We start from the raw sequence: 22563 nt of genomic DNA on the forward strand, positions 1-22563 counted from the left end.
CGGCCCGATCGCAGGAGATCCGACACCGTGGGCAAAGGTTCGATCCTCATCACCGGCGCGAGTTCCGGCCTCGGCGCCGAAATGGCCAGGCAGTTCGCTGCTCTCGGCTACGACCTGGCACTCTGCGCCCGCCGCGTGGAGCGGCTCGACGAACTCGCCCGGGAGATCTCGGCGGCCCACCCCGCGGTCCGGGTGCGGGTCGCGGAACTCGATGTGACCGATTTCGACGCCGTACCGAAGGTTTTCGACGGATTCGCCGAGGATCTGGGCCGGATCGACCGGGTGATCGTCAATGCCGGTCTCGGCAAGGGGGTGCCGTTCGGCAAGGGCGGTGACCGGCCCAACCGGCAGACCGCGCAGACCAACTTCCTCGGCGCTATGGCCCAGATGGAGGCGGCCATGAAGATCTTCCGCGCACAGGGCGGCGGGCATCTGGTGGTGATCTCCTCCATCTCGGCTGTCCGCGGGATGCCCAAGACCATGACCAGCTATGCCGCGAGCAAGGCCGGGGTGGCCGCGATGGCCGAGGGAATCGCCGCGGAACGAGTCCCCGGGGTGGACGTGTCGATCGTCTTCCCCGGCTATATCTCCTCGGAGATGAACGACAAGGCCGCGCATCCGCCCACCTTCCTCGTCGATACCCGGACCGGCGTCCGCTCGATGGTGGCGGCGATCGAGAAGCGGCGTTTCAAGGCCTACACCCCGGCCTGGCCGTGGACGCCGCTGGCGTACGCGATGAAGGTGCTGCCGCTGTCGATCGTGCGGCGGCTCGCCGGGATCTGATCGGCGCGGCGCCGGCCGTTCAGTCCGTGCGGTCCGCACCCAGTACGGTCACGGCCGTCGAGAGTTCGGTGAGCGCGGCGACGATCTCGGTCAGGCGTTCGACGCCGACTTCGGCCGCGAGCTGGGCGGCGAATTCCTTGTGCCGCGGCGTGATCCGGGCCACGGCCGCGTGTCCGGCGTCGGTGATCGCGACCAGTTTGGCCCGGCGGTGCGCCGGATTGGATCGGTACTCGGCGAGGCCGCGGTCCACCAGCAGGTCGGCGATCCGCTGCACCCCCTGCCGGGTGACCCCCATCGCCCGGGCGATCCCGGCGACCGGCAGCGGCTCGTGCAGTACCGCACCCAGGACCTGCCACCACGCGGCGGTGAGGCCGGCCGGTCCGGCCAGATCCTCGGCGATCGCGAGGAACTGGCCGTTGAGCCGGAACGAGGTGATGGCGGCCGTGCTGAACAGATGCTGTTCGGTGTTCTCCACAGTGCCCGTCCTCAGACTGCCGCCTGCCGGGCCTCGTACTCCGCCAGCACCGCGTAGCCTGCCGGATCGCCGGCACTGAACAGCCGGTACCACCCGTCGAGTACCTCCGGTTCGTAGATCCCGAGCGCGGCCAGCACTTCGCGCGCGAATTCGAAGGGTGCGGTGGAATTCGCGGTGATCACCGCGCGGTCGGTGACGGCCGGAAGATCGACGTAGTGCCCGGCGCCCGCGTACCCACTGGCGGCCAGGAATTCGGCGATATTGCTGGTGTGCCGCCGATCGTCGAGCAGGCCCGCGCGGGCGAGGCCGAAGGTCGCACCGCAGATCGCGGCGATCGGCACCCCGGCCGCGGCGAATTCGCGCGCCTTCTCGGCGAAGGGGTCGAGTTCGCCCAGTTCCCAGCCGGTCGCACCGGGCAGGATGAGCATGGCGCTGTCGGCCGGTGTCAGTTCCGCGAGGGTCGTATCCGGGATGATCCGCATCCCGCCCATCGTGGTGACCGGATCGGTGCTCGTACCGACCGTGCGAGTGCGGTAGGCGCCCGGTTCGCGGTGCCAGGCGTCGTTGTTGATATGCGCGGTCGCCGCGCCTACTTCCCAGTCGGCGAGGGTGTCGTAGACGGCGACGTGCACGATTTTCGAAGACATGACAATATGCTGTCAATAAGGAAACATGTTGTCAACTGGTATCAGAATCGTGGCGTTCCGCCCACCACCTCGTCGTGCTCCAGGGCGGCTATCTCATCGGCGCTGTAGCCGAGTTCGGTGAGCACCGCGTGGTTGTCCTGTCCGAGCAGCGGCGCGTGCGAGCGGTGGTATACGGCGGGCCCGGCCGAGAAACGAGCCGGCACCGTACTGTGCCGCGCGGTCGGGTTGACCGGATGCTCGACCGCTTCGAAGAAACCGCGGTGCCGCAGTTGCGGATTGTCCCGCTGCTGGTGTGGTTGGAGGACTTCGGCGGCGGGGATACCGGCGGCCGAGAGCCTGGCGACGATCTCACCTGCGTCCCGGTCGGCGAACCAGCTCGCGAGTTCTTCGTCGATCTCGTCGTGCCGGTTCCGGCGGTCCGCCGCGGTCCGCAGTCCGGGATCGGTCGCCCACTCGGGCTCGCCCAGTATGTCGACGAATACGGCCCACTGCTCGTCGGTGGTGACGGCCAGCGCGATCCAGTTGTCGGGCCGGCCGAATTCGTCGAGTCCAGCCGTCCGATAGAGGTTCTGCGGCGCGGCATGCGGGCCGCGGTTGCCCGTGCGTTCCAGCAGTACGCCGTGGGCGGAGTATTCGATGACCTGCTCGGCGGTGATGTTCGAGGCGGCGTCGACCATGGCCGCCTCGACCAGTACGCCCGCACCGGTGCGCCGCCGGTGTTCGAGGGCGAGCAGCAGTGCCACGAGGGCGTGCACCCCGGCGTTCGGGTCGCCGAGACTGTAGGGCTCGACCGGATTCTGATCCGGATAGCCGGTGCGCGCGGTGAGTCCGGACGCGTCTTCGATCACATAAGCGAAGGCCGGATTGTCCCGCCAGGGACCGTCGAGTCCGAACCCCGGCATCCGGACCATCACGGCATCCGGGCGCAGCGTGCGGACGGTATCCCAGTCGAGACCGATCTGCTCGATCACGCGCGGCGTGTAGTTCTCCACGATCACATCGCAGGAAGCGACCAGCCGGCGCAGGATCTCGCGGCCCGCCGCACTGCGGAAATCGACGGTGATACCGCGCTTACCGGTATTGAGTCCGGTGAAGATCCCCGATTTCTCCCACCACCGGTCCTCGTCGACGGGTATGCCCGCGATGAGCCGGGTGCCGTCGGGACGCTGGGCCGACTCCACATGGATCACTTCCGCACCCTGCATCGCCAGGAAATGGGTGCAGGACGGCCCAGCCCAGAAAGTCGTCATATCGAGGACGCGCAGGCCCTGGAACGGAAGCGGGTTCGCGGTGCCCGTCGAAGGCGGGCGTCCGGAGGACCCGGCGCCGCGGTACTGCTCGGTGTGCTCACCCAGCCGGGGCGCCGGGGCCGGTTCGCGTAGCAGTGCGGGCAGGGTGCGGAAGGGCGGTCCGGGTTGTACGAAGCCGCCGCGCGGATTCACGGTGAAGAAATCGCGGGCCCGGTGCTGATCGAGTTCGGTGACATTGGCCCCGTCTGCCACCGGACTGTTCGGGATCCGGAAGGCCGTGGCCAGTTCCCGGATCTCCGCGACCTTGTGCGCCGCGAACCATTCGGCGATCTCGGCGGCCTTCTCGTTGGTGCGTTCGGTGATGGCCGGGGTGGGATCCTCCTCGATCCATTCGGGATGCCCGACCATGACGCACAGATCGAACCACTGCTGAGCAGTGCCGCAGCCGACCGCGATCAGACCGTCGGCGGCGGTGGCGACACCGGGGCGGCTCAGCCTGCGCTGGGTGCGGAACGGGCGGTTCACCGTCTCGTAGAAAGACACCGGATAGTAGGAGAGCCCGAGGATCTGGGTTTCCAGCATCGACAGATCGACCAGTTCGCCGGTGGCCGAGGTCAGGGCGCGCTGCCGGGCGGTGAGCAGCGCCGCCGCGGCATGGGCTCCCGCGAACCATTCGCCGACATCACCACCGATATGCAGCGGCGCGCGGTCGGGGGCGCCGCGGCCGAGGCCGACGATCCCGCCGGACCAGGCCTGCAGGGTGAACTCGGTGGCCGGCCGCCCGGCCCACGGCCCGTCGAGACCGAAGGGAGTGATCGCGGTGACCACGAGATGGGGATGGCGCTCGCGCAGTGCGGCGGGGGAGTAGCCGGGATCGGCGGCCGGTCCGCTCCCGGGAGACCAGACCACGGCATCGGCGTTCGCCAGCAGTCCGTCGAGCAGATCGCGGTCCGCGGTGACCGTCGGATCGGTGATCACACTGTGGGTATTACCGGCGAGGAACTGGAAGAGCGCACTGTCGGTACCGTTTTCGGGAGCCGCTCCGGAGACCGACCGGCGGCGCAGCGGGTTGCCCGCCGGCGGTTCGGCGGCGATCACCCGGGCTCCGGCGTCGGCGAGCAGTTTGGTGCAGTAGGCGCCGGCGATCCCGCTCGACAGATCGACCACGACGTAATCCGTCAGCGGCGAACTCTCGGGGGGACCGTATCGGCCGGGGGTCCGGTTCGCTGTCATAACCCTCTCGATTCCTGTGCCGGGGCTACCGGTCGCGGTGGATCCGGGCGTCGGCGGCAGAACCGAGAGACAACGCTGCACCCGCACTTGTGGTGCGGGTGCAGCACACCGGCACGCCCGGGCCGGTGCTGTCGATCCCCCGGATGCCGTCGGCTATTCCGGTTTCCGGCGACCCGATTTACTGAGCCGGAATTCCGGTGGGAAGCGGCTGTCGTTGTCCTTGACCGAGTTGTTGAGTCCGCCGTCGAAGGCGTTGTCCAGCATCAGGTCGTTGTCGTCGGCGTGGATATGGCCGCCCATGGATTCGAAGAAACCGCTGAGCAGGCTGCCCATGTACTCGCCCTGCTGCTGTTTCATGATCTCGAAGAAGACCTTCTGCATGAACACGGTGTCCGTGGGCCGGTTGCGGGCGCACGCCAGGGCGTACTTATCGGTTTCCGCCTCGAGGTCCGCGCGGGGGACCACACTGTTGAGGAAATTGCATTCGGCCATCTCCGCGGCCGAGAACGCCCGGCCGGTGAACACCATCTCCTGGAATTTGCGCAGGCCCATGGTCTGTGCCCAGGTCCACATCCGGGGCCCCCACCCGTAGTAGCGGAACGACGGATGCCCGAACAGCGCGTCGTCGGAGGAGATCACCAGGTCCGCGTCGGCGGCCTGGTAGAAGTGCCAGCCGTAGCAGTAGCCCTTGACCTCGACGATGCTGATCTTCTTGAACTCCTGCAGGCTCCGGCAACCCGCCTGGGCGTTGGCGTACCACTGACTGATACTCGCGCCGTGCCGGAACGATTCCTTCGGCGGGTACCGGACGCCCTCGTCCGGGCCGATCTTGTATTCGCTCAGGCGCGGGCCCTGGTCCGGGTCGTTCTGTACGGCCATGAACTCGCCGAGATCGGCCCCGGACCCGAAATCGTCACCCGCGCCGCGGATCACCAGTACCTTGACATCGTCGTCGATACTCGCCCGGTGGATCAGATCGCCGTAGCGTACCCGCGCGGCCATGGTGGGCGCGTTGAGCTGATCGGGGCGGTCGAAGGTGATGGTCGCGATCCGGGTCGCCGGATCCTTCGCATACCGGATGATCTTCTCGGCGCTCGGCCGGTCGGGGCCCGGCGTACCCGTGGTTCCGTCGTCGGACTGTGCGCCGTTCGCGGTGGCGGTCATCGCGGCTCCCAGTGCGGGCTCGAGGTCAGGATCTGCGGACCGTCCGCACCGATCAGCACGGCATCACGTCCGAAGACGGCGCCCACCTCTTCGGCCCAGACATAACCGGTGAGCGCGAGCACCATGCCCGGCTCGAGGATTTCCGCTTCCGCGGTCCGGCGCAGGGCCGGCGCGACCACCGGTGGGTCGAAACCCATTCCGAGGCCGCGGGCGACCGGTACGACCGGTAGCGGTTCACCGGCCGTGAGATAGGCGTCGAGCAGCGCGGCCGCGGGAGCACCGGGGCGGCACGCTCGTAACAGGCTCTCCCACAGCCTGTTCCAGCGAACATAGAGCTTCTCCGCCGCCGGTGTCACCGGGCCGGCGGGCCAGGTGCGCCCGACCTCGCCGATATACCCGTCCCCGAGCACTCCGGAGGAGAAGGCGACCAGATCGCCCTCCTGGACCCGCCGGTCCTCGGTCGCCCGCCGCCACGGATGGTCCCGAGCGGTCACCCAGGCCGCGTCCTGTGTCGCGGGAGTGCTCACCCCGCCCGCCGCGCAGGCCTCGAGCAGCACTCCGGCCAGCTCCTGTTCGGTGATGCCGGGCGCGAGCCGGTCCAGCCCCGCCGCGAGACCCTGTTCGGCGACACGCAGGCCGGCGCGCAGCGTCTCGATCTCGTCCGCGGTCTTGATCCGCCGGGCCGCGCGGAAGGCGAGTTCACCGTCGACGATCTCGGCATTCGGGAACGCGGTGGGCAGCAACTCGGCGAACCCGGGCGACAGCGCGTCGGTACCCACTCGCCGGGCCTCGGCCGCGCCGTCTATCTCCCGGAGCACCGCGACGAGATTGCGGGGATCCCACATGGTCTCGTACAGGTTGTCGTGCGGGATGTCCTCGGGAATACCCTCGTCCCAGGTGCTGTGCAGATGGACCGCGCCGGTCTTCCGCACGATCAGGGCCACCGGGCCGAACGGCCGGGTCCCCGCCACCCACAGCTGCGGGGCGCCGGACAGATAGCGGGCGTTGGCCTGCCGTCCGGCGATCAGTACATCGAGGTTGTGGGCCTGCATCTGTGCCAGCACGCGCTCGCGGCGTCCCACCCGCAGCGCGCGATCGTCCGGCAGGATCTCAGTCGCCATAGGGGGCATAGGTGTAGTCGGTGAGAGGCGTGAAGCCTCCTTCGGTAACCACCACGATCTCCTCACTGCGGTAGCCGCCGGTGCCGTCCTCCCACACCACGGGTTCGAGGACCAGCACCATGCCGGGTCGGAGCACGAAGTTCTCGTCGAATTCGGCGCCGAGGTCGGTGCCGATCATCGGCACCTCCGCGGCGCTCACGCCGATACCGTGCGAGATATAGAAATGCGGGAGCCAGGGGCGCTGCCCGCCGGCCGCCGCGGTGGCCGCCGCGCCGAGTTGCGCCGCGGTGGCGCCGGGACGGATCTGCGCGAGTACCGCGTCCAGGATCTCCCGCCATTTGCGGTACTGCGCAAGCTGGCGCGGTGTCGGGTCCTGCCCGACTATCCAGGTGCGGCCGAAATCCGAGCAGTAGCCGTTGTAGGTGATGGAGACATCGGTCCACAGCACATCACCGGCCGCCAGTTCCCGTTCGGTGGTGAGCAACGGCAGCGCGAGATCGCCGTGTTTGGTCCACACACCCTCGGCCTTGCTCTCCGGCATGACCTGCCAGATGGCGTCGAGCATGGTGGCGGTCGCGCCGAGTTCGAACGCGCGCCGGATGAATCGCGCGGACAGGTCGATCTGTCGCTGCCCGGGCGCCAGCGAGGTGTGGATATCGATGATCGCTTCCTCGGTGATCCGGCAGGCCTTGCGGATACAGGAGAGCTCGTCCGGTGTTTTGATCAACTTGGCCGGCCCGATCACCGTCGCCGCGTCCACCGGTTTCCCGCCCGGGAAGAGCCGGTCCCGGGCGCGCAGCATCGCCCCGGTGTACTCGTCCACCGCGAAGGTCGATCCGGCGGGTACGAGATCGGACAGGATACGCGCGAAATCCGCGACACCCTCGTCGAATTCGAGATACACCGGTGGATGCAGATGGTCGTCGGGCAGTTCGGACTCCGCCGCCGCCCCGGCCCGGAAGGGCAGGAACAGATGCGGCCATTCGTCGTCGGCGGTGACCACGGCGACCGGCCGCTCGACATGGGCCAGGCCGGCGTCGCCGAGCGGCCAGTTGGCGCCGGTCGCGTAGACGACATTGTTGTTCAGCAGCAGGATCGCGGCGTCCACGCCGCGTTCGGCCATGGCCGAACGCAGGCGGGCCCCGGTCTCCCGGCGCATCCTTGTGCGGTCCGGGAGGTCGGGTATCTCGGTCGCCGCGGCGATCGCGGCGGGGAATGCGGTCATCGAAACAGGTCCTTCTCGCGCTCGGCGCTCCAGCCCGGCCTATACACCCAGGAATTCCTTGATGTTCCCGCTCACGATGCGCGCGGCGTCCTCGGGACCGACGGCCGCCACGACCGCGGCCAGCGACTGTTCCGAGTAGCCGAATGTGCTCTCGTTGTGCGGATAGTCCGAGGACCACATCACCCGGTCCACCCCGATCTGGTCGATGACGGCGAGGCCGAGCGGATCGACCATGAACGAGGCACGCATATGGTTCGCCCAGTAGTGGCGCACCTCGTGGTCGATCGGCCGGTTGTACATGTGCCGGTAGGAGGCATTCATATGCTCGGCGTCCTGGAGTGCCGCGGCCACCCAGTTGATCCCGCCCTCGAACCAGCCGATCTGCAGGCCCGGATGCCGGTCGATGATGCCGCTGAACAGATACTTGGAGAACAGCTCCCGGAACGGGGCCACATTGTGCATCATGCCGACCACGACACTGTTCACCTCGCACGGCGCCGACAGCGGTGATTCACCGATATGGTGCGAAACCGGGACCTCGGACTCCTCGATGGCGTCCCAGACGCCGATCATCTCGGTACTGCCGTAGTCGATGACATTCCCGTCGTCGTCCTTACCGGCCGACAGTGGCAGCAGGAATGTCTTGAGACCCAGACCTTTCAGCTCGGTCAGGGTCCGGCGCGCGCCGTCCGCATCCCACCAGTTGATCAACCCGACGCCGTACAGCTTCCCGCCGGAGCGTTCCTGCACTTCGGCGATGTACTCGTTGTAGATCCGGAAACAGCGCTCACGGACCGCTTTGTCCGGGTAGAAGAGCAGAGCCAGCAGGGAATTCGGGAAGGCCAGTTCTTTATCAATGCCGTCGGCGCGCAGATCCGCCACCCGGGCCTCGAGATTGGTGCTGCCGGAGCCGTCGAGGGGGTCGTACTGCATCAGTACCCGGCTGAAATCGCCGGGCAGGAAGGATTTTCCCTTGCGCCCGATCTGATAGGCCCCGTCCTCGTACCACACGCGGGGTGCCTTGTCCCGGAGCTCCTCGGGGAAACGTTCGTAGAAGATATCGTCCGCGAGCGAGATGTGGTTGTCGGCGGAGAAGACCTCGGTGCCGGCGGGGAGTCCGAGTGTGCCCTCGGCGTGGCCCCGGCGATCCTTGGGCGGACCGAAACCCTGTGGGGGGTAGAGCTGGGCACTGCTGGGCGAAGTCGGCATCGTGACCCTCCAATGGATCGTTTGATTCGCGAATTTGCCGTCGGCGGTCGTGGCCCCGGGCTGCCGTTGCCGTCACGGCGTTATGCCGATTCCGTATGACTTGCTGCGCAAACGGATCGGCGGTGCGTGCGGCCGGGTTCGGGGTGGTGACCCGCCAAGCTGAAAACGACATTATCATAAAGTGAGAGCGGCGTTCTACGGCATGACACCGATTCGCTGGTTACGGCGCGGCTGGGGCGGCGAGAATGCTATTCTCAACAGGGGTTCGCATCGGCTGCTGCACATAGTGCGCGCGGGCGGATTCCGGGCCCGCGACGGCCGCGATCCGGGTGTGAAGACCCATTGCCGGGGCAACTTCCCTGTAACCCTTGTCACAGGATCGAAACCAACCTACTGTGTGTTCACTAGGTTTGTTAGATCGGGGTTCGGACCATGACAGCTCCTCGTCCTTATGCCTCACTCCTCGCCAAAGGGGAAGACCGCAGGCAGCGCATCCTCGCCGTCGCCCAACGTCTGCTCACCCGTAACGGCTGGCGCAGCACCACGCTCGCCCAGATCGCCGGAGAGGCCGGAGTGACCTCCGCGGGGTTGCTGCATCATTTCTCCTCGAAAGAGCAGTTGCTGCATGCCGTTCTGGATGCGCGCGATGCCGAGGACCTGGACGACGCCAATATCAACGGCGATCTGATCGTCGAGATCCGCAAGGTGGTCACCCGGATGGAACGGCATCCGGAACTGGTCGGCACCTTCGTCGTCCTCCTGGTCGAGAACCTGATGCCCGAGGCGCCGCTGCACGATCGGATGCTCGATCGATGGCATATGGCAGTCGAACTGGTCGTGCAGGCGATTCGTCGCGGCCAGGACGACGGCCGGTACCGGAGCGATATCGACCCTCGGGTCCGCGCGGTGGAAATCGTCGCCTTCTTGAACGGAATGGAGATCTCATGGCTGCTCGATCGTTCGATCCCGCTGGCCGACGTATTCAACGGTTACACCGAGTCGCTGGCCCGCGACTTGGCGGCGAAGGAGATGTGATGAGGTACCGGCTCGATGTGGTGGCGGCAACCGTGGCCGACGCGGTCCAGTTCGCCGGCGGGTGGTTGTTCGATCGATCGGTGGCCGGCTGGGATGTGACGGTACTGCTCGCGCAGCCGTCCGATATCCGGCCGTTGAAGATACTCGGCGCGGAGGTCCGCGAGCTCGACGCCGTCCTGGCCACCGAGGTGCCGGGCCGGCTTCCACAGGCGCTGGCCGTCAACGCCGATGTCTGTAGCCGGGACGGCCGCGCTCGCAAGGGTGTGCTGCGGGCTCTGGAGGACCGGGGGATCGAGGTCGTCGTCTGGGGTGACGGCTGGCCGGCCGGTCAGGACCACGGCGTGGACCCGGTGTTGCATCGGCTGAGCTATGCCGCGCGAGCGTTCAAGGCGCAGGCGATGGTGGCGGCCGGGCTCTCGCCCACCGCGGTGACGCCGAGTGAGATCTTCCGCAGCGGCGCCATGGAGTACGCGCCCTTCTGTGCGGACCTGGTGCCCGCGGTCTGATCCGCGGGTCGTCCGTCTGCCGCACGGCGACCGGGGTGGTCCCGTGCGGGCGCGGCCCGGATCGCGCCGGCCCGGACAGTGTCCGATTGTCGCGACAGCTTCCGAAGGTGCGGCCCGGGGGGTGGGTCGCCGTAGCTGATTCTGTGGTTCCGTCGCGAGGATTCGTTGCGACGGAGTCGAAAGTTCGACAATGCGTTTCGTACGCATTTATGCGAAATCAACACGGGGGTAGAAGTATCCGGGGGATTTGAAACGTTGAATTTCACAATTGCGGGGGTTGTCGTGGGGGTTTCGCCGGCTGCCGCGTGGGGGAATCATGCCTGTTCGAGGGGTTTTCACGGCGATTCGGTAGCTGTTTGCCCGATCTGCCTGGGCGTTCCGGGAAACTTGCTGGCAAGTATTGAATTCTCCGAATCCGGATGCCATCCTATTGGAAATCGAGAATGACATTTCCGTACCGAGAGATACGACAGCAGGCCGGCTGAGACGGCATCAGCCATCGGATCACGATCCGTAGCCGTCCACCCGGGAACCGTTCGTCGCGCCGCGGCTCGTCCGCCAGCCGCCCCCGTCTCGGTGGGTTCGCGCCGTCCGGCGCATCCCGCCGAGCCGTCGATCGTTCGACAGGAGCACTTCGATGCCGAATTCCTCGTTGCCCGGGTGGGTCCCCGGCTTCCCGGGGGACCGCCCGAACGGCACGGCGGCAACCGTTCCCGAAGCGATGAGGTGCGGATGACCACGCGCACCCCGGTCTGGATCCGGGCCAAGGATCGGATGGCGGGACCTCTCCAGACGGTGGGCGGGCTGTTCGCCATGACCGCGGACGCGGTGAAATTCGCTTTCCGCCGCCCGTTCCAGACCCGGGAGTTCTTCGAGCAGGCCTGGTTCATCGTGCGTGTCTCGCTGGTTCCCACCCTGCTGGTGGCGATTCCGTTCACCGTGCTGGTCAGCTTCACCCTCAATATCCTCCTGCGCGAGCTGGGCGCCGCCGATCTGTCCGGAGCGGGCGCGGCGTTCGGTGCGGTGACCCAGGTCGGCCCGATGGTGACGGTGCTGATCGTGGCCGGCTCCGGTGCCACGGCCATGTGCGCCGATCTGGGCTCCCGGACCATCCGCGAGGAGATAGCCGCCATGGAGGTGCTGGGGATCGACCCGGTGCAGCGTCTGGTGACCCCGCGCATGCTCGCCTCCGGGCTGGTCGCGCTCCTGCTGAACAACCTGGTCTGCATCATCGGTGTCCTCGGCGGATACGTCTTCTCCGTCTATGTGCAGGATGTGAATCCCGGTGCGTTCGTCGCCGGTATCACCCTGCTCACCGGTATCAACGAGGTGATCATCTCCTCGGTGAAGGCGCTGTTGTTCGGACTGGTCGCCGGAATCGTCGCCTGTTATCGCGGGCTGATCGTCACCGGTGGCGCGAAAGCGGTGGGTAACGCGGTCAACGAGACCGTGGTCTACGCGTTCATGTCGCTGTTCGTCATCAATGTGATGGTGACGGCGATCGGCATCCAGTTGACGACCGGATGAGAGGAGGTATCCGATGACAGCCTCCGAGGTTCTGACGGCTCGGTATCCGATGATCATCCGCCGCTTGCGCAAACCGGTGGACGTACTGGGCAGGGTCGGTGACCATGCCATCTTCTATGTGAAGGCATTGGCGTTCGCGCCGATGGCGGCCTGGCGGTACAAGCGGGAGACCATCCGGCTGATCGCCGAGATCAGCATGGGTGCGGGCACATTGGCGGCGTTCGGCGGCACGGTGGTGATCGTCAGCTTTCTGACCCTGGCCACCGGCGGCACCCTGGCAGTACAGGGTTACAGCTCACTCGGCGATATCGGGATCGAGGCGCTGACCGGCTTCCTGTCCGCGTTCATCAATGTGCGGATCTCGGCCCCGGTGGTGGCCGGTATCGGCCTGGCGGCAACCTTCGGCGCGGGCGTGACGGCGCAATTGGGCGCTATGCGGATCAACGAGGAGATCGATGCGCTGGAATCCATTGCGATAGAGCCGATCGCGTATCTGGTCGGTACCCGGATCATGGCCGGGATGATCGCGATCACCCCGCTGTACGCCATCGCGGTGATCGCCTCGTTCCTGGCCAGCCGGTTCACCACGGTGGTGATCCTCGGCCAGTCCTCCGGCCTCTACGACCACTACTTCGCGACCTTCCTGAACCCGATCGACCTGATCTGGTCGTTCCTGCAGGCGATTCTCATGGCGATCACGATTCTGCTGATCCACACCTACTTCGGGTTCTTCGCCGCGGGCGGGCCCTCGGGTGTCGGGACAGCGGTCGGCAACGCGGTGCGGACCTCGCTGATCGCGGTGGTATCGGTGACCCTGCTGGTCTCGCTCGCCGTGTACGGGTCCAACGGCAACTTCGAGCTGTCGGGATAGGGATGGCGCTGGTGGCAAACGAGACACAGTCGTGGGCGGATCGGCCGCCGTCGGGTCCGCGGCCGCCCGGAGCGACGGCGGGCCGGCGCTGGCGGGATCGGCTGCGGCCGTTGTCCGCGGCAGGCCGCCCGGCCGCGGGGCTGGTGGCGTTGTCCGCGGGGGTCGCCATCGTGGTGCTCGCCGTCACCCTGTTCCAGGGCGGGTTCGCCGATACCGTCGCGGTCACCGTGCGTTCGCCGCGGGCCGGACTGGTGATGTACCCCGACGCCGAAGTGAAATTGCGCGGGGTGACGGTGGGCGCGGTGCAGTCCATCGCCGAACGCCCGGACGGTACCGCGGAGATCGAACTGGCCATCGACCGCGGCCGGCTCGACCGGATACCCGGCGATATCACCGTGGATATCGCCTCCACCACCGTGTTCGGCGCCAAATACATCCAGCTGGTGCCGCCCGAACAACCCTCGGACCGCCGCCTCGAACCCGGACAGGTGTTCGCCGCGGAAAGTGTGACGGTCGAGATCAACACGGTCTTCCAGCAGCTCACCCAGGTACTCGGCGAGATCCAGCCGGAGAAGCTCAACGAGACCCTCGGCGCGCTGGCGAACGCCATGCGCGGCCGCGGTGACCGGGTGGGCCAGATGCTGGTCGACCTCGAGGCGTTCCTGGCGAAACTCGAACCCGCGCTGCCGGCCCTGCGCGCCGATCTCGCCATGGCGCCGCAGGTCGCGGGGACCTACGCGGATTCCGCGCAGCCCCTGGTGGATACCGTCGGCAATGCCACGAAACTGAGCGATACGGTGGTGGCCGAGCAGCAGCAACTCGATGTGCTGCTCATGAGCCTGATCGGCCTCGCCGATACCGGTAACCGGGTCGTCGGCGACAACGGTCCGGCGCTGGCGAGTTCGCTCGACGCGCTGGTCCCCACCACCGAGCTCACCAATCGCTACCGCACCGCGCTGACCTGCGCGCTGGACGGCCTCGGCTACCTGGCGTCGGTGAAACCGGTACAGGTACCCGGAATCGGGCTGTCGGCGAACTTCCTCTGGGGTGTGGAACCGTACCGGTATCCGGATCATCTGCCGAAGGTCGCGGCCAAGGGGGGACCGCAGTGCTCGATGCTGCCGGTCGGCTACGAGGACTTCCCGCCGTTCGTGGTCACCGATGTCGGCGCGAACCCGCAGGCCGGCCCGTTCCGGCCCGCGCTCACGTTGAACACCGAATCGCTGGCCAGAGCGCTGTTCGGCCCGGCCGCCGCCGGGAAGGAAGCCCCGCGATGAGCAACCGCAATACCCCGCTGCTGAAATTCGGGATCTTCGCCGCCGTGATGGTGGTGCTCTCGGCCTGTCTGATCATCGTGTTCGGGGAATACCGCAGCGGGTCCACCAGCGCGTACTCGGCCGTGTTCGCCGACTCCTCGGGGCTGCGCGAAGGGGATACGGTCCGGGTTTCCGGTGTCGTGGTCGGCTCCGTACGCGGTGTCGACCTCCAGCAGGATCAGCGGGTGCGGGTGGACTTCGACGCCGACCGGGCACTGCCGCTGACCACGGGCACCCGGGTCTCGGTGCGCTATCTCAACCTCGTCGGCGACCGCTATCTGGAGCTCGTCGACAAACCCGGTAACGAGCTGCCCGCGGGCGGGCAGCTGCCGATCGAGAACACCGTCGGCGCATTGGATCTGGACCTGCTGCTCGGTGGTCTGAAACCGGTGATCCAGGGCCTGAACGCCCGCGATGTGAACGCGCTGACCTGGTCCCTGCTGGAGATCGTGCAGGGCAAGGAGGGCACCGTGAACTCCATCCTCGGCCGTACCGCCTCGTTCTCCGCGGCGCTGGCCGACAACAACCAGGTGATCGGGCAGCTGATCGACAACCTGAAAACCGTGATGACCACCCTGCAGTCCGAGGGCGGCCAGTTCTCGAACCTGGTGGATCGGCTCGAACAGCTGATCACCCAGCTCAGCAATGATCGTGATCCGATCGCCGCGGCGATCGACTCACTGGAGAGCGGTACCGCGACGGTCGCCGATCTGCTCACTCAGGGCCGCCCGCCGCTGGCCGGTGCCATCGACCAGGTCAATCAGCTGGCCGCCAATATCGACGGTGACAAACAGACCCTCGACACCGCACTGCAGAAGGCCCCGGAGAACTTCCGGAAACTGGTGCGAACCGGCGCCTACGGCAACTTCATCCAGTACTACCTGTGCGATTTGACCCTGCGGGTCAACGATCTGTCCGGTCAGGTCGTGGAGATACCGGCAGCCGTACAGACCGACGGAAGGTGCGCTCCCTGAGATGTTTCGATACCGCGGAAAACATCTGCTGCGGCACGGCCTGGTCGGGATCGTGCTCATCGTCTGTGTCATCTCGCTGGGGCTGCAGTCGCAGCAGGTGATCGCCTGGGGGACAACCGTCCGCTACCAGGCGCTCTTCCAGGAGGCCGGGGGGCTGGAAGCCGGAGACGAGGTGATCGTATCGGGCGTGCGGGTCGGTTCGGTGACCGATGTCGAGCTCGACAACGGGGACGCGCGGGTGATTTTCACCGTACGCAGTTCGGTACCGGTGGGCGCCGAGAGCACCCTGCAGATCAAAACGGGTTCGCTGCTGGGCAAGCGGATCATGACCCTGGTCTCGCACGGTGACGACCACTTGCGGCCGCTGGCAACCATTCCGGTCGAGCGCACCTCCTCGCCGTACTCGCTGACCGACGCGCTGGGCGAGCTGACCACCAACGCCGGTGCGATGGACACCGATTCGCTGAACAATTCGCTGAATATGCTCTCGTCCACACTCGATACGATCGCCCCGCAGCTCGGACCGGCGTTCGACGGACTCTCCGAACTGTCGAAAACGATCAACAGCCGGAATACCGCACTGCGGGATCTCCTGGCCGCCTCCCGGGATGTCACGGGCATCCTGGCCGATCGCGGTCAGCAGGTGAACACCATGCTGCTCGAGGCGAATACGCTGATCGGTGTCCTCGACGACCGTCGGCAGGCGATCGCGACCCTGCTGGCCAATACCGCGGCAGTCGCCGATCAGCTCACGAAACTGGTCGCCGACAACGAGGCCGATCTCGGTCCCGCACTGGACCGGCTCAACTCGGTCACCGAAGTGCTCCAGCAGAACCGGGACAATATCGCCGCGGCGATACCGGGCCTGGCCAAAGCCTCGCTGACCCAGGGCGAAGCGGTCTCCGGCGGGCCCTTCTACAACGCCTATGTGGCCAACTTGATCCCGGCCCAGTGGATCCGGCCGTTCGTCGACGCCGCGTTCGGCGGCTCGATCCCGCCACCACCCGCACCGCAACCGGGGGCACCGCGATGAATCGGACTCTGCTCCTACGAGTGGCCGCGGGCATCCTGGCCGTCGCCGTGGTGGCCGCCGCGATCGTGGTGGTGAACCGTACGTTGTTCGCGCCGACGACGGTGCGCGCGGTCTTCGCCACCGCCACCGCCATCTACCCCGGCGACGACGTACGTGTCTCCGGGGTCAGCGTCGGGACGATCGCGGGACTCGAACCGCGCGGCACCACCGTGGAGATGGAACTGCATATCGACCGTGGCGTGGATATCCCGGCGAACGCCGGCGCGGTGATCGTGGCCCAGAGCCTGGTCGATTCACGGTACGTCCAGCTCACCCCCGCCTATCGCGGCGACGGTGACACCATGCCGGATGGCGCGGTGATTCCGCTGGAACGCACCGCGGTCCCGGTGGAATGGGACGAGATCAAAAACCAGCTCACGCGGCTGGCGACCGAGCTGGGACCCGACGGCGACCAGTCCTCCGGTCCGGCGGGGCGCTTCATCGACAGCGCCGCCGACGCGCTGGCCGGTAACGGCGACAAACTGCGGCAGGTGCTGACGCAACTGTCCGGGGTCGGCCGGATTCTGGCGAGTGGCAGCGGCGATATCGCCGATACGATCAGGAACCTCCAGGTCTTCGTGACCGCGCTACGCGACAGCAATGTGCAGATCGTGCAGTTCCAGAACCGGCTGGCGACCCTGACCAGCGTGCTCGACAGCAGTCGCTCCGATCTCGACGCGGCGCTGAACAATCTCTCCATCGCCGTGGGCGAAGTGCAGCGATTCGTCTCGGAGAACCGGGACAGGGCGAGCGAACAGGTCGGCCGGCTGGCCGATGTCACCCAGAACCTGGTCGACAATCGCGGCGAACTCGAGGAACTGCTGCATATCTTCCCGACCAGCCTGGCCAACTTCTACAACATCTACAACCCCGATACCGGCACCGAGGCAGGGGTTTTCGTGCTGAACAACTTCTCCAACCCCATCGAATTCGTCTGCGGCGGCATCGCCAGCGTGGAGAACATCGGCGCCGAGGAAGCCGCGCGCAAATGCCGCGACTATCTGGGGCCGGTGCTCGGACTGATGAATTTCAACTATCTCCCGGTGCCGGTGAACCCCGGCCTCGGACCCTCGGCGTCGCCGGACAACGTCATCTACAGCGAACCGGGGCTTATGCCGCCGGCCGCGCAGGCGGTGAACCCGGCCGCGCCGCCTCCGCCGCCCGCACCCACGCTGGCCGAGATCCTCTTCCCCGGCGGGCGGTGATCGTATGGCTGTACCGGGACGTCCGCGGAAATTGCGCAGAGCCGTACTGAGCTGCGCGTGTGTGGTGGTGACCGTGTCGGGGTGCGCGTGGGACGGGGTGAACTCGCTTCCCCTGCCGGGGGCGACGGGCCGGGAAGCCGGTGCGACGACGCTCTATGTCGAGATGGCCGATGTCGGCACGCTCACCCCGAACTCGCCGGTACTGATCGACGATGTGGTGGTCGGCAGTATCGGGGATATCCGGGTCGAGAACTGGCATGCGCTGGTGGAGGTCTCGGTCCAGCCGGGCGAGGTGATCCCGGCGAACGCGCAGGCCCGGGTCGGGCAGACCAGTCTGCTCGGCTCGATGCATCTGGCACTGGATCCGCCGGCCGGCCAGGCGCCACAGGGGCGGCTCGCGTCCGGCGCGCGGATCGGACTCGACGACACCGCGACCTACCCCTCCACCGAGCAGACGCTGGCCTCGCTGTCGGTGGTGGTCAACGGCGGCGGACTGGGACAGGTCGGCGATATCGTCGGCAGTCTCGGCGCGGCGTTCGAGGGTCGGGAGACCGATATCCGCGCCCTGCTGGACCGCCTGGACATCTTCCTCGGCACCCTCGACGCGCAGCGCACCGATATCGTCGCCACCATCGACGGGCTGAACCGGCTCGGCGGTACCTTCGCCGCGCAACGCGATGTGCTGACCGAGGCGTTGCGCAAGATCCCGCCCGCGCTGGACGTCCTGATCCGGGAGCGGCCGGATCTGGTGTCGGCCATGGAGCATCTGCGCACCTTCAGCGATACCGCCAACAGTGTGCTGACCACCGTGCACGACGATCTGCTGGCCAACCTGCGCAATCTGGAGCCGACCCTGCGGGCCCTGGCCGAGGTCGGCCCGGACATCAACAAGGCCATCGCGTTCGCGACCGTGTTCCCGTACGGGCAGTACCTGGTCGACAACGGTGTGCGTGGCGATTTCATCAATCTGTTCGCCACGGTCGACCTCACCATCCCGCGGTTGCGCCGCGAACTGCTACTGGGCACACCGTGGGGCGATCCGACGGCGGTCATCCAGGCTGCGGTGGGCGATCCGGGTTACGCGGAGCAGACCAAGAACCCGCTCGGATTCGGTATCACTCCGCCGCCCGCCGCGGCCCCGCCCCCCGCTCCGGCACCCGCACCCGTACCCGCTCCCGAACCTGCTCCGGGCCCCGCACCCGGCCTGCCGTTCCCGCTACCGCAGCTACCGCTGCCCCAGATACCCCTGCCACCCGGGATCGGAGGCCGCTGATGCTGCTGTCCCGCTTCGTCCGCGCCCAGCTGGTCATCTTCAGCATTCTCTCGGTGATCGGACTGGTCGTGATGTCGGTGATGTACATGAAACTGCCGACGCTGGCCGGGGTCGGCACCATGAATGTGACGGTGGAACTGCCCGAGGCCGGCGGTCTCTACCGGTTCGGCAATGTGACCTACCGGGGTATCCAGGTGGGCAAGGTGACCCGGGTCGATCTGACCGGGGACGGCGTACGGGCCACCCTCGCGATCGACGGTTCGCATCGGATCCCGGCCGATCTGACTGCCGAGGTACGCAGTGTGTCGGCGGTGGGCGAGCAGTATGTGGACCTGCTCCCGCGTACCGATTCCCCGCCGTACCTGTTCGACGGTGCCACCGTCGAACGCCACGACACCCGGATCCCGCAGCCGGTGGGCCCGATGCTGGACCGGCTCAGTGCCCTGGTCGGCACCATCCCGAAAGACGATCTACGCCGGCTGCTCGACGAGATGTTCGCCGGTGTGCACGGCGCGAGCGACGATCTCGATTCGCTGCTGAGCTCCGCCGAGAAACTGACCTCGACGATGAACGGCGTGGGCGACAACGCCCGCACACTCGTGGAAGACGCGGCGCCACTGCTGGATTCGCAGGTGCAGTCGGCGGACGCGATCCGGATCTGGACCCGCGCCACAGCCGGCGTCACCGGGCAACTGGTGGCGAACGATCCGCAGCTGCGGACGCTGCTGCACTCGGGGCCCGGATTCGCCGACGAAGTCTCGCAACTGCTGGATTCACTACAGCTCACGCTGCCGGTACTGCTGTCCAACCTCACCTCGGTGGGCCAGCTCGCGGTCACCTACAACGCGAGCCTCGAACAGCTGCTGGTCCTGCTACCGCCGGTGGTATCCCTGGTCCAGGCGGTGCAGCCCACCAAGAACGCGTCGGGTCTGGGTATCGGCGACTTCCGGATCAGCGGTGTCTCCGACCCACCGGCCTGTACGGTCGGTTTCCTGCCACCGTCGGAATGGCGGTCCCCGCAGGACGTGACGACCATCGACACCCCCGACAACCTGTACTGCAAACTGCCGCAGGATCATTCGGTCGCGGTCCGTGGTGCCCGCAATATTCCCTGCGCGGGCCATCCGGGCAAACGCGCGCCGACGGCGGCGATCTGCAACAGCGACCAGGACTACGTTCCGGTGGCGCCGGAACAACCGGTGGTGGGTCCGTATCCGCGCGATCCGGAGTTGGAAGGGCAGGGCATCCCACCGGACTCGCGGTTCGCCCCGCCGCCGGGTAACGCGCCGGCCGCCGATACCTCGCCGGCGCCGGACGGTGCGCCGGCCGTCGCGTTCGCCCAATACGACCCGGGCACCGGGGAATACATGGGTGCGGACGGGCAGCTCTACCGGCAAACCGATCTGGTGGCGCAGGGACACCGGAGCTGGCAGGAAATGCTCCCGCGCTGATCGGCCGCGGTGGCGCGGACCCCGGTCCTGTCCCACTATCCCGGCGCGGGCCGGTTCCGGTACAGCGCCGGATCTTCGGCCGGCACGGTGAACGCGGAGAGTGTGGCGCTCGCACTGTCGGCCATGAGCCGCCGACGGATACCCGTGGGGATATGCGGTATCACCCGGATCGCCTTCTCGTTGAAGATCAGCTGGGCGCGTGACCGCGGGATTCCGCGGCGCATGACGCCGGGCGCCACGGTCCGGCAACGCCGCGCGTAGTCGCCGAGCTGATCCGCGTAGGCGGCGAAGGCCGCCTCGTGCGCTCCCCCGGCTGCGGCCAGGGCCCGGGCCAGGGTATATGCCCCGACCACGGCCAACGTGGTACCGCCGCCGACAGCCGGGCCGGGGGAATATCCGGCATCGCCCACCAGCGCGATCCGGCCGCGGGACCACGAATCCAGGCGGACCTGGGCGATGGAGTCCAGATAGAAATCCTCGGCACGGTCCATCTCGTCGAGCAACCGGGGAATCTCCCAGCCCTCGTCGCGGTACTCATGACGCAGCAGGCGGCGCCGGGCATCGATATCGCGGGGGTCGTGCGCCGGATCGCCGACTCGGCGGAACAGGAATACCGCGCGGGCCGCGCCGGTCTGCCGAATCGGGTACATCGCGGCGATCCGGTCCACCGAGTTGTACAGCAGTGTCTGTTCGGAGAGGTTCCGGTAGTTCGGCAGGGTGCCGACCGCGAGGTAGCCGCCGAGGTGGTGCAGTAGCCGCTCTTCCGGCCCGAACGCCAAGCGCCGCACCGTGGAGTGCAGGCCGTCGGCGCCGACCACGAGGTCGAACCGGCCGGTGCGGCCGCTGTCGAAGGCGACATCCACGCCGTCGTCGTCCTCGGTGAGTTCGGTGATCGAATCACCGAACCGGTACTCGACCCGCTCCGCGGTGGCTTCGTACAGGATCGCGGCCAGTTCCCCGCGCATGATCTCCAGATGCCGGTCGTCGGCCAATGCCTCCGAGACCTCGCGCAGATCCACCTCGATCGGCTGTCGGCCCGGGCGTTCGAGCCGCATCGTGGAGGTTTCGGTGACCACTTCGCGCAAGCGGGGGAGCAGACCCATCCGGTCGGCGACCGCACCGGCCGGTGCGAACAGATCCACCGCGTGGCCACCCAGGCCCAGCCGCGGCCGCGGGGTCCGCTCCACCACATGCGGGGTGAAACCGAATCGTTCCAGCCAGTACGCCAATACGGGCCCGGCCACGCTTGCTCCCGAGATCAAGATATCCATCACTGCACCCCATTTATTTACTTATCGGTCGGTAAGTGAGTTTACTTACCGGACGGTCAACGCGCTAGAGTGGCTCTGTGCCGAGACCGCGAACCTCCGAGACCCGGGAGAGGATTCAGGCCGCCGCGCTGGAACTCTTCGCCACCCGCGGTATCCGCGAGACGAGCCTGCGTCAGATCGCCGAACGGCTGGATCTGACCAAACCCGCGCTCTACTACCACTTCTCGTCGCGCGAGGATCTGCTGCGCAGTCTGGTGCAGCCGCTGGTGGACGATATCGAGGCGATGATCGCCGCGGACGAGACTCGCGGCGAGCCGGTGGACGCCCGCGATCTACTCGGCCGGTATTTCGATATCTCCTACGAGCACCGAGCCGTGACCGCGCTACTGCTCCGCGATATCGCCCCGCTGGGCGAGCTGGGATTCCTGCGCAACGTAGTGGACTGGCGCCGCCGTCTCACCGCGCTGCTGGTGGGTGCGGACGCGGGGACGGCCCAGCAGGCACGGGCGATCGTCGCGCTGGGTGGCCTCGGCGACTGCCTGGTCCTGCTGGCGGATACCCCGGTCACCGAACTACGCCGCGCAACGCTCGACGCGGCCTGCGCGGCACTGGGCTACGAATAACCGGCGCAAATACAACAGGAGCCCGATGCGCGGTCCATCGACATCGCCCCCATCTCCTCGTCGCCCACCGGTCTTCCCCGCAGCGCGTCCTGCATCCGCTCAGTAGGCGGGGCCCGCCCCGGTTCCGGGGCGACGAAACAGAAGCAGCCGAACGCGGGCCACCGACGTCCATAGAGCCCGATGGACATGATGCGGCCCCCATGGACCCGCGTCTCCACCCACTCCGGATGGTCTGCATCAGTGGGTGGGGCCCGCCCCGGTTCTGGAGCGACGAAGCGAAGGAGCGCAGCGACTGAGCGCAGGAGTGAAGAACCGGGGTTAATAGGGCCCCA

At 67.3% G+C, this 22563-nt stretch carries 20 protein-coding genes; 12 read left to right on the forward strand and 8 right to left on the reverse strand.

Annotation, left to right across the window (positions count from 1 at the left end; translation table 11 throughout):
• Window positions 1-27: 27 nt before the first annotated feature.
• Window positions 28-783 (forward strand): SDR family oxidoreductase, encoded by a 756-nt coding sequence (locus ACWEWT_RS30150; protein WP_452564048.1) that lies wholly within the window; start codon window positions 28-30, stop codon window positions 781-783.
• 19 nt (window positions 784-802) lie between these two features.
• On the opposite strand, the gene ACWEWT_RS30155 is transcribed toward ACWEWT_RS30150, so the two are convergent.
• The 7 genes from ACWEWT_RS30155 to ACWEWT_RS30185 form a co-directional block, all read right to left on the reverse strand.
• Complete coding sequence (locus ACWEWT_RS30155) at window positions 803-1258, reverse strand: MarR family winged helix-turn-helix transcriptional regulator (protein ID WP_452564050.1); 456 nt, start codon at window positions 1256-1258, stop codon at window positions 803-805.
• 11 nt (window positions 1259-1269) lie between these two features.
• Window positions 1270-1905: a type 1 glutamine amidotransferase family protein gene (locus ACWEWT_RS30160; RefSeq protein WP_452564052.1), complete on the reverse strand. Its 636-nt coding sequence runs from the start codon at window positions 1903-1905 to the stop codon at window positions 1270-1272.
• A 41-nt stretch (window positions 1906-1946) separates the two neighbouring features.
• Window positions 1947-4388 (reverse strand): CoA transferase, encoded by a 2442-nt coding sequence (locus tag ACWEWT_RS30165; protein WP_452564053.1) that lies wholly within the window; start codon window positions 4386-4388, stop codon window positions 1947-1949.
• 153 nt (window positions 4389-4541) lie between these two features.
• Window positions 4542-5552: an enoyl-CoA hydratase/isomerase family protein gene (locus ACWEWT_RS30170; RefSeq protein WP_452564055.1), complete on the reverse strand. Its 1011-nt coding sequence runs from the start codon at window positions 5550-5552 to the stop codon at window positions 4542-4544.
• Entirely contained in the window at window positions 5549-6673 is a 1125-nt protein-coding gene (locus tag ACWEWT_RS30175) for a M24 family metallopeptidase (RefSeq protein WP_452564057.1), read from the reverse strand. Before ACWEWT_RS30175 ends, ACWEWT_RS30170 begins: the two co-directional genes overlap by 4 nt.
• Window positions 6663-7898: a M24 family metallopeptidase gene (locus ACWEWT_RS30180; RefSeq protein ID WP_452564059.1), complete on the reverse strand. Its 1236-nt coding sequence runs from the start codon at window positions 7896-7898 to the stop codon at window positions 6663-6665. Before ACWEWT_RS30180 ends, ACWEWT_RS30175 begins: the two co-directional genes overlap by 11 nt.
• A gap of 39 nt (window positions 7899-7937) precedes the next feature.
• On the reverse strand, window positions 7938-9107 hold the full coding sequence (locus ACWEWT_RS30185) for an amidohydrolase family protein (protein WP_452564061.1): 1170 nt from the start codon (window positions 9105-9107) through the stop codon (window positions 7938-7940).
• Window positions 9108-9539: 432 nt separating this feature from the next.
• On the opposite strand from ACWEWT_RS30185, the gene ACWEWT_RS30190 reads away from it, so the two are divergent.
• The 10 genes from ACWEWT_RS30190 to ACWEWT_RS30235 all read left to right on the forward strand — a co-directional run bounded on the left by ACWEWT_RS30190 (window position 9540) and on the right by ACWEWT_RS30235 (window position 20337).
• Window positions 9540-10142, forward strand: coding sequence for a TetR/AcrR family transcriptional regulator (locus ACWEWT_RS30190; protein WP_452564063.1), 603 nt, complete (start codon window positions 9540-9542; stop codon window positions 10140-10142).
• The gene (locus ACWEWT_RS30195; protein WP_357056352.1) at window positions 10142-10648 is read left to right on the forward strand and encodes a hypothetical protein; all 507 of its coding nucleotides are present in this window, start codon (window positions 10142-10144) and stop codon (window positions 10646-10648) included. Before ACWEWT_RS30190 ends, ACWEWT_RS30195 begins: the two co-directional genes overlap by 1 nt.
• A 732-nt stretch (window positions 10649-11380) precedes the next feature.
• A complete protein-coding gene (locus ACWEWT_RS30200) occupies window positions 11381-12175 on the forward strand; it encodes an MlaE family ABC transporter permease (RefSeq protein ID WP_452564066.1) in 795 nt (264 codons plus the stop codon).
• Between the two features lie 13 nt (window positions 12176-12188).
• On the forward strand, window positions 12189-13046 hold the full coding sequence (locus ACWEWT_RS30205) for an MlaE family ABC transporter permease (RefSeq protein ID WP_452564067.1): 858 nt from the start codon (window positions 12189-12191) through the stop codon (window positions 13044-13046).
• A gap of 11 nt (window positions 13047-13057) precedes the next feature.
• Window positions 13058-14323: an MCE family protein gene (locus tag ACWEWT_RS30210; RefSeq protein WP_452564069.1), complete on the forward strand. Its 1266-nt coding sequence runs from the start codon at window positions 13058-13060 to the stop codon at window positions 14321-14323.
• Window positions 14320-15336: an MCE family protein gene (locus ACWEWT_RS30215; RefSeq protein WP_452564071.1), complete on the forward strand. Its 1017-nt coding sequence runs from the start codon at window positions 14320-14322 to the stop codon at window positions 15334-15336. Before ACWEWT_RS30210 ends, ACWEWT_RS30215 begins: the two co-directional genes overlap by 4 nt.
• A gap of 1 nt (window position 15337) precedes the next feature.
• Window positions 15338-16369: an MCE family protein gene (locus ACWEWT_RS30220; RefSeq protein WP_452564073.1), complete on the forward strand. Its 1032-nt coding sequence runs from the start codon at window positions 15338-15340 to the stop codon at window positions 16367-16369.
• A complete protein-coding gene (locus tag ACWEWT_RS30225) occupies window positions 16366-17613 on the forward strand; it encodes an MCE family protein (protein ID WP_452564074.1) in 1248 nt (415 codons plus the stop codon). The genes ACWEWT_RS30220 and ACWEWT_RS30225 overlap by 4 nt, the downstream gene beginning before the upstream one ends.
• A gap of 4 nt (window positions 17614-17617) precedes the next feature.
• Window positions 17618-18886 (forward strand): MCE family protein, encoded by a 1269-nt coding sequence (locus ACWEWT_RS30230; protein ID WP_452564076.1) that lies wholly within the window; start codon window positions 17618-17620, stop codon window positions 18884-18886.
• 2 nt (window positions 18887-18888) lie between these two features.
• On the forward strand, window positions 18889-20337 hold the full coding sequence (locus tag ACWEWT_RS30235) for an MCE family protein (protein ID WP_452564084.1): 1449 nt from the start codon (window positions 18889-18891) through the stop codon (window positions 20335-20337).
• Between the two features lie 35 nt (window positions 20338-20372).
• Here ACWEWT_RS30235 and ACWEWT_RS30240 read toward each other — a convergent pair whose 3' ends face one another.
• Window positions 20373-21608: an FAD-dependent monooxygenase gene (locus ACWEWT_RS30240; protein WP_452564077.1), complete on the reverse strand. Its 1236-nt coding sequence runs from the start codon at window positions 21606-21608 to the stop codon at window positions 20373-20375.
• Between the two features lie 77 nt (window positions 21609-21685).
• On the opposite strand from ACWEWT_RS30240, the gene ACWEWT_RS30245 reads away from it, so the two are divergent.
• On the forward strand, window positions 21686-22231 hold the full coding sequence (locus ACWEWT_RS30245; RefSeq protein ID WP_452564079.1) for a TetR/AcrR family transcriptional regulator: 546 nt from the start codon (window positions 21686-21688) through the stop codon (window positions 22229-22231).
• The last annotated feature ends 332 nt before the right edge of the window (window positions 22232-22563 follow it).

The sequence above is a fragment of the Nocardia sp. NPDC003963 genome (assembly GCF_053605105.1).

Coding starts and splice junctions, on each gene's coding strand:
- ACWEWT_RS30220 (WP_452564073.1), top strand. CDS start 15,338: ATGTTTCGATACCGCGGAAAACATCTGCTGCGGCACGGCCTGGTCGGG.
- ACWEWT_RS30230 (WP_452564076.1), top strand. CDS start 17,618: ATGGCTGTACCGGGACGTCCGCGGAAATTGCGCAGAGCCGTACTGAGC.
- ACWEWT_RS30215 (WP_452564071.1), top strand. CDS start 14,320: ATGAGCAACCGCAATACCCCGCTGCTGAAATTCGGGATCTTCGCCGCC.
- ACWEWT_RS30185 (WP_452564061.1), bottom strand. CDS start 9,107: ATGCCGACTTCGCCCAGCAGTGCCCAGCTCTACCCCCCACAGGGTTTC.
- ACWEWT_RS30170 (WP_452564055.1), bottom strand. CDS start 5,552: ATGACCGCCACCGCGAACGGCGCACAGTCCGACGACGGAACCACGGGT.
- ACWEWT_RS30165 (WP_452564053.1), bottom strand. CDS start 4,388: ATGACAGCGAACCGGACCCCCGGCCGATACGGTCCCCCCGAGAGTTCG.
- ACWEWT_RS30205 (WP_452564067.1), top strand. CDS start 12,189: ATGACAGCCTCCGAGGTTCTGACGGCTCGGTATCCGATGATCATCCGC.
- ACWEWT_RS30195 (WP_357056352.1), top strand. CDS start 10,142: ATGAGGTACCGGCTCGATGTGGTGGCGGCAACCGTGGCCGACGCGGTC.
- ACWEWT_RS30180 (WP_452564059.1), bottom strand. CDS start 7,898: ATGACCGCATTCCCCGCCGCGATCGCCGCGGCGACCGAGATACCCGAC.
- ACWEWT_RS30225 (WP_452564074.1), top strand. CDS start 16,366: ATGAATCGGACTCTGCTCCTACGAGTGGCCGCGGGCATCCTGGCCGTC.
- ACWEWT_RS30190 (WP_452564063.1), top strand. CDS start 9,540: ATGACAGCTCCTCGTCCTTATGCCTCACTCCTCGCCAAAGGGGAAGAC.
- ACWEWT_RS30160 (WP_452564052.1), bottom strand. CDS start 1,905: ATGTCTTCGAAAATCGTGCACGTCGCCGTCTACGACACCCTCGCCGAC.
- ACWEWT_RS30240 (WP_452564077.1), bottom strand. CDS start 21,608: ATGGATATCTTGATCTCGGGAGCAAGCGTGGCCGGGCCCGTATTGGCG.
- ACWEWT_RS30175 (WP_452564057.1), bottom strand. CDS start 6,673: ATGGCGACTGAGATCCTGCCGGACGATCGCGCGCTGCGGGTGGGACGC.
- ACWEWT_RS30200 (WP_452564066.1), top strand. CDS start 11,381: ATGACCACGCGCACCCCGGTCTGGATCCGGGCCAAGGATCGGATGGCG.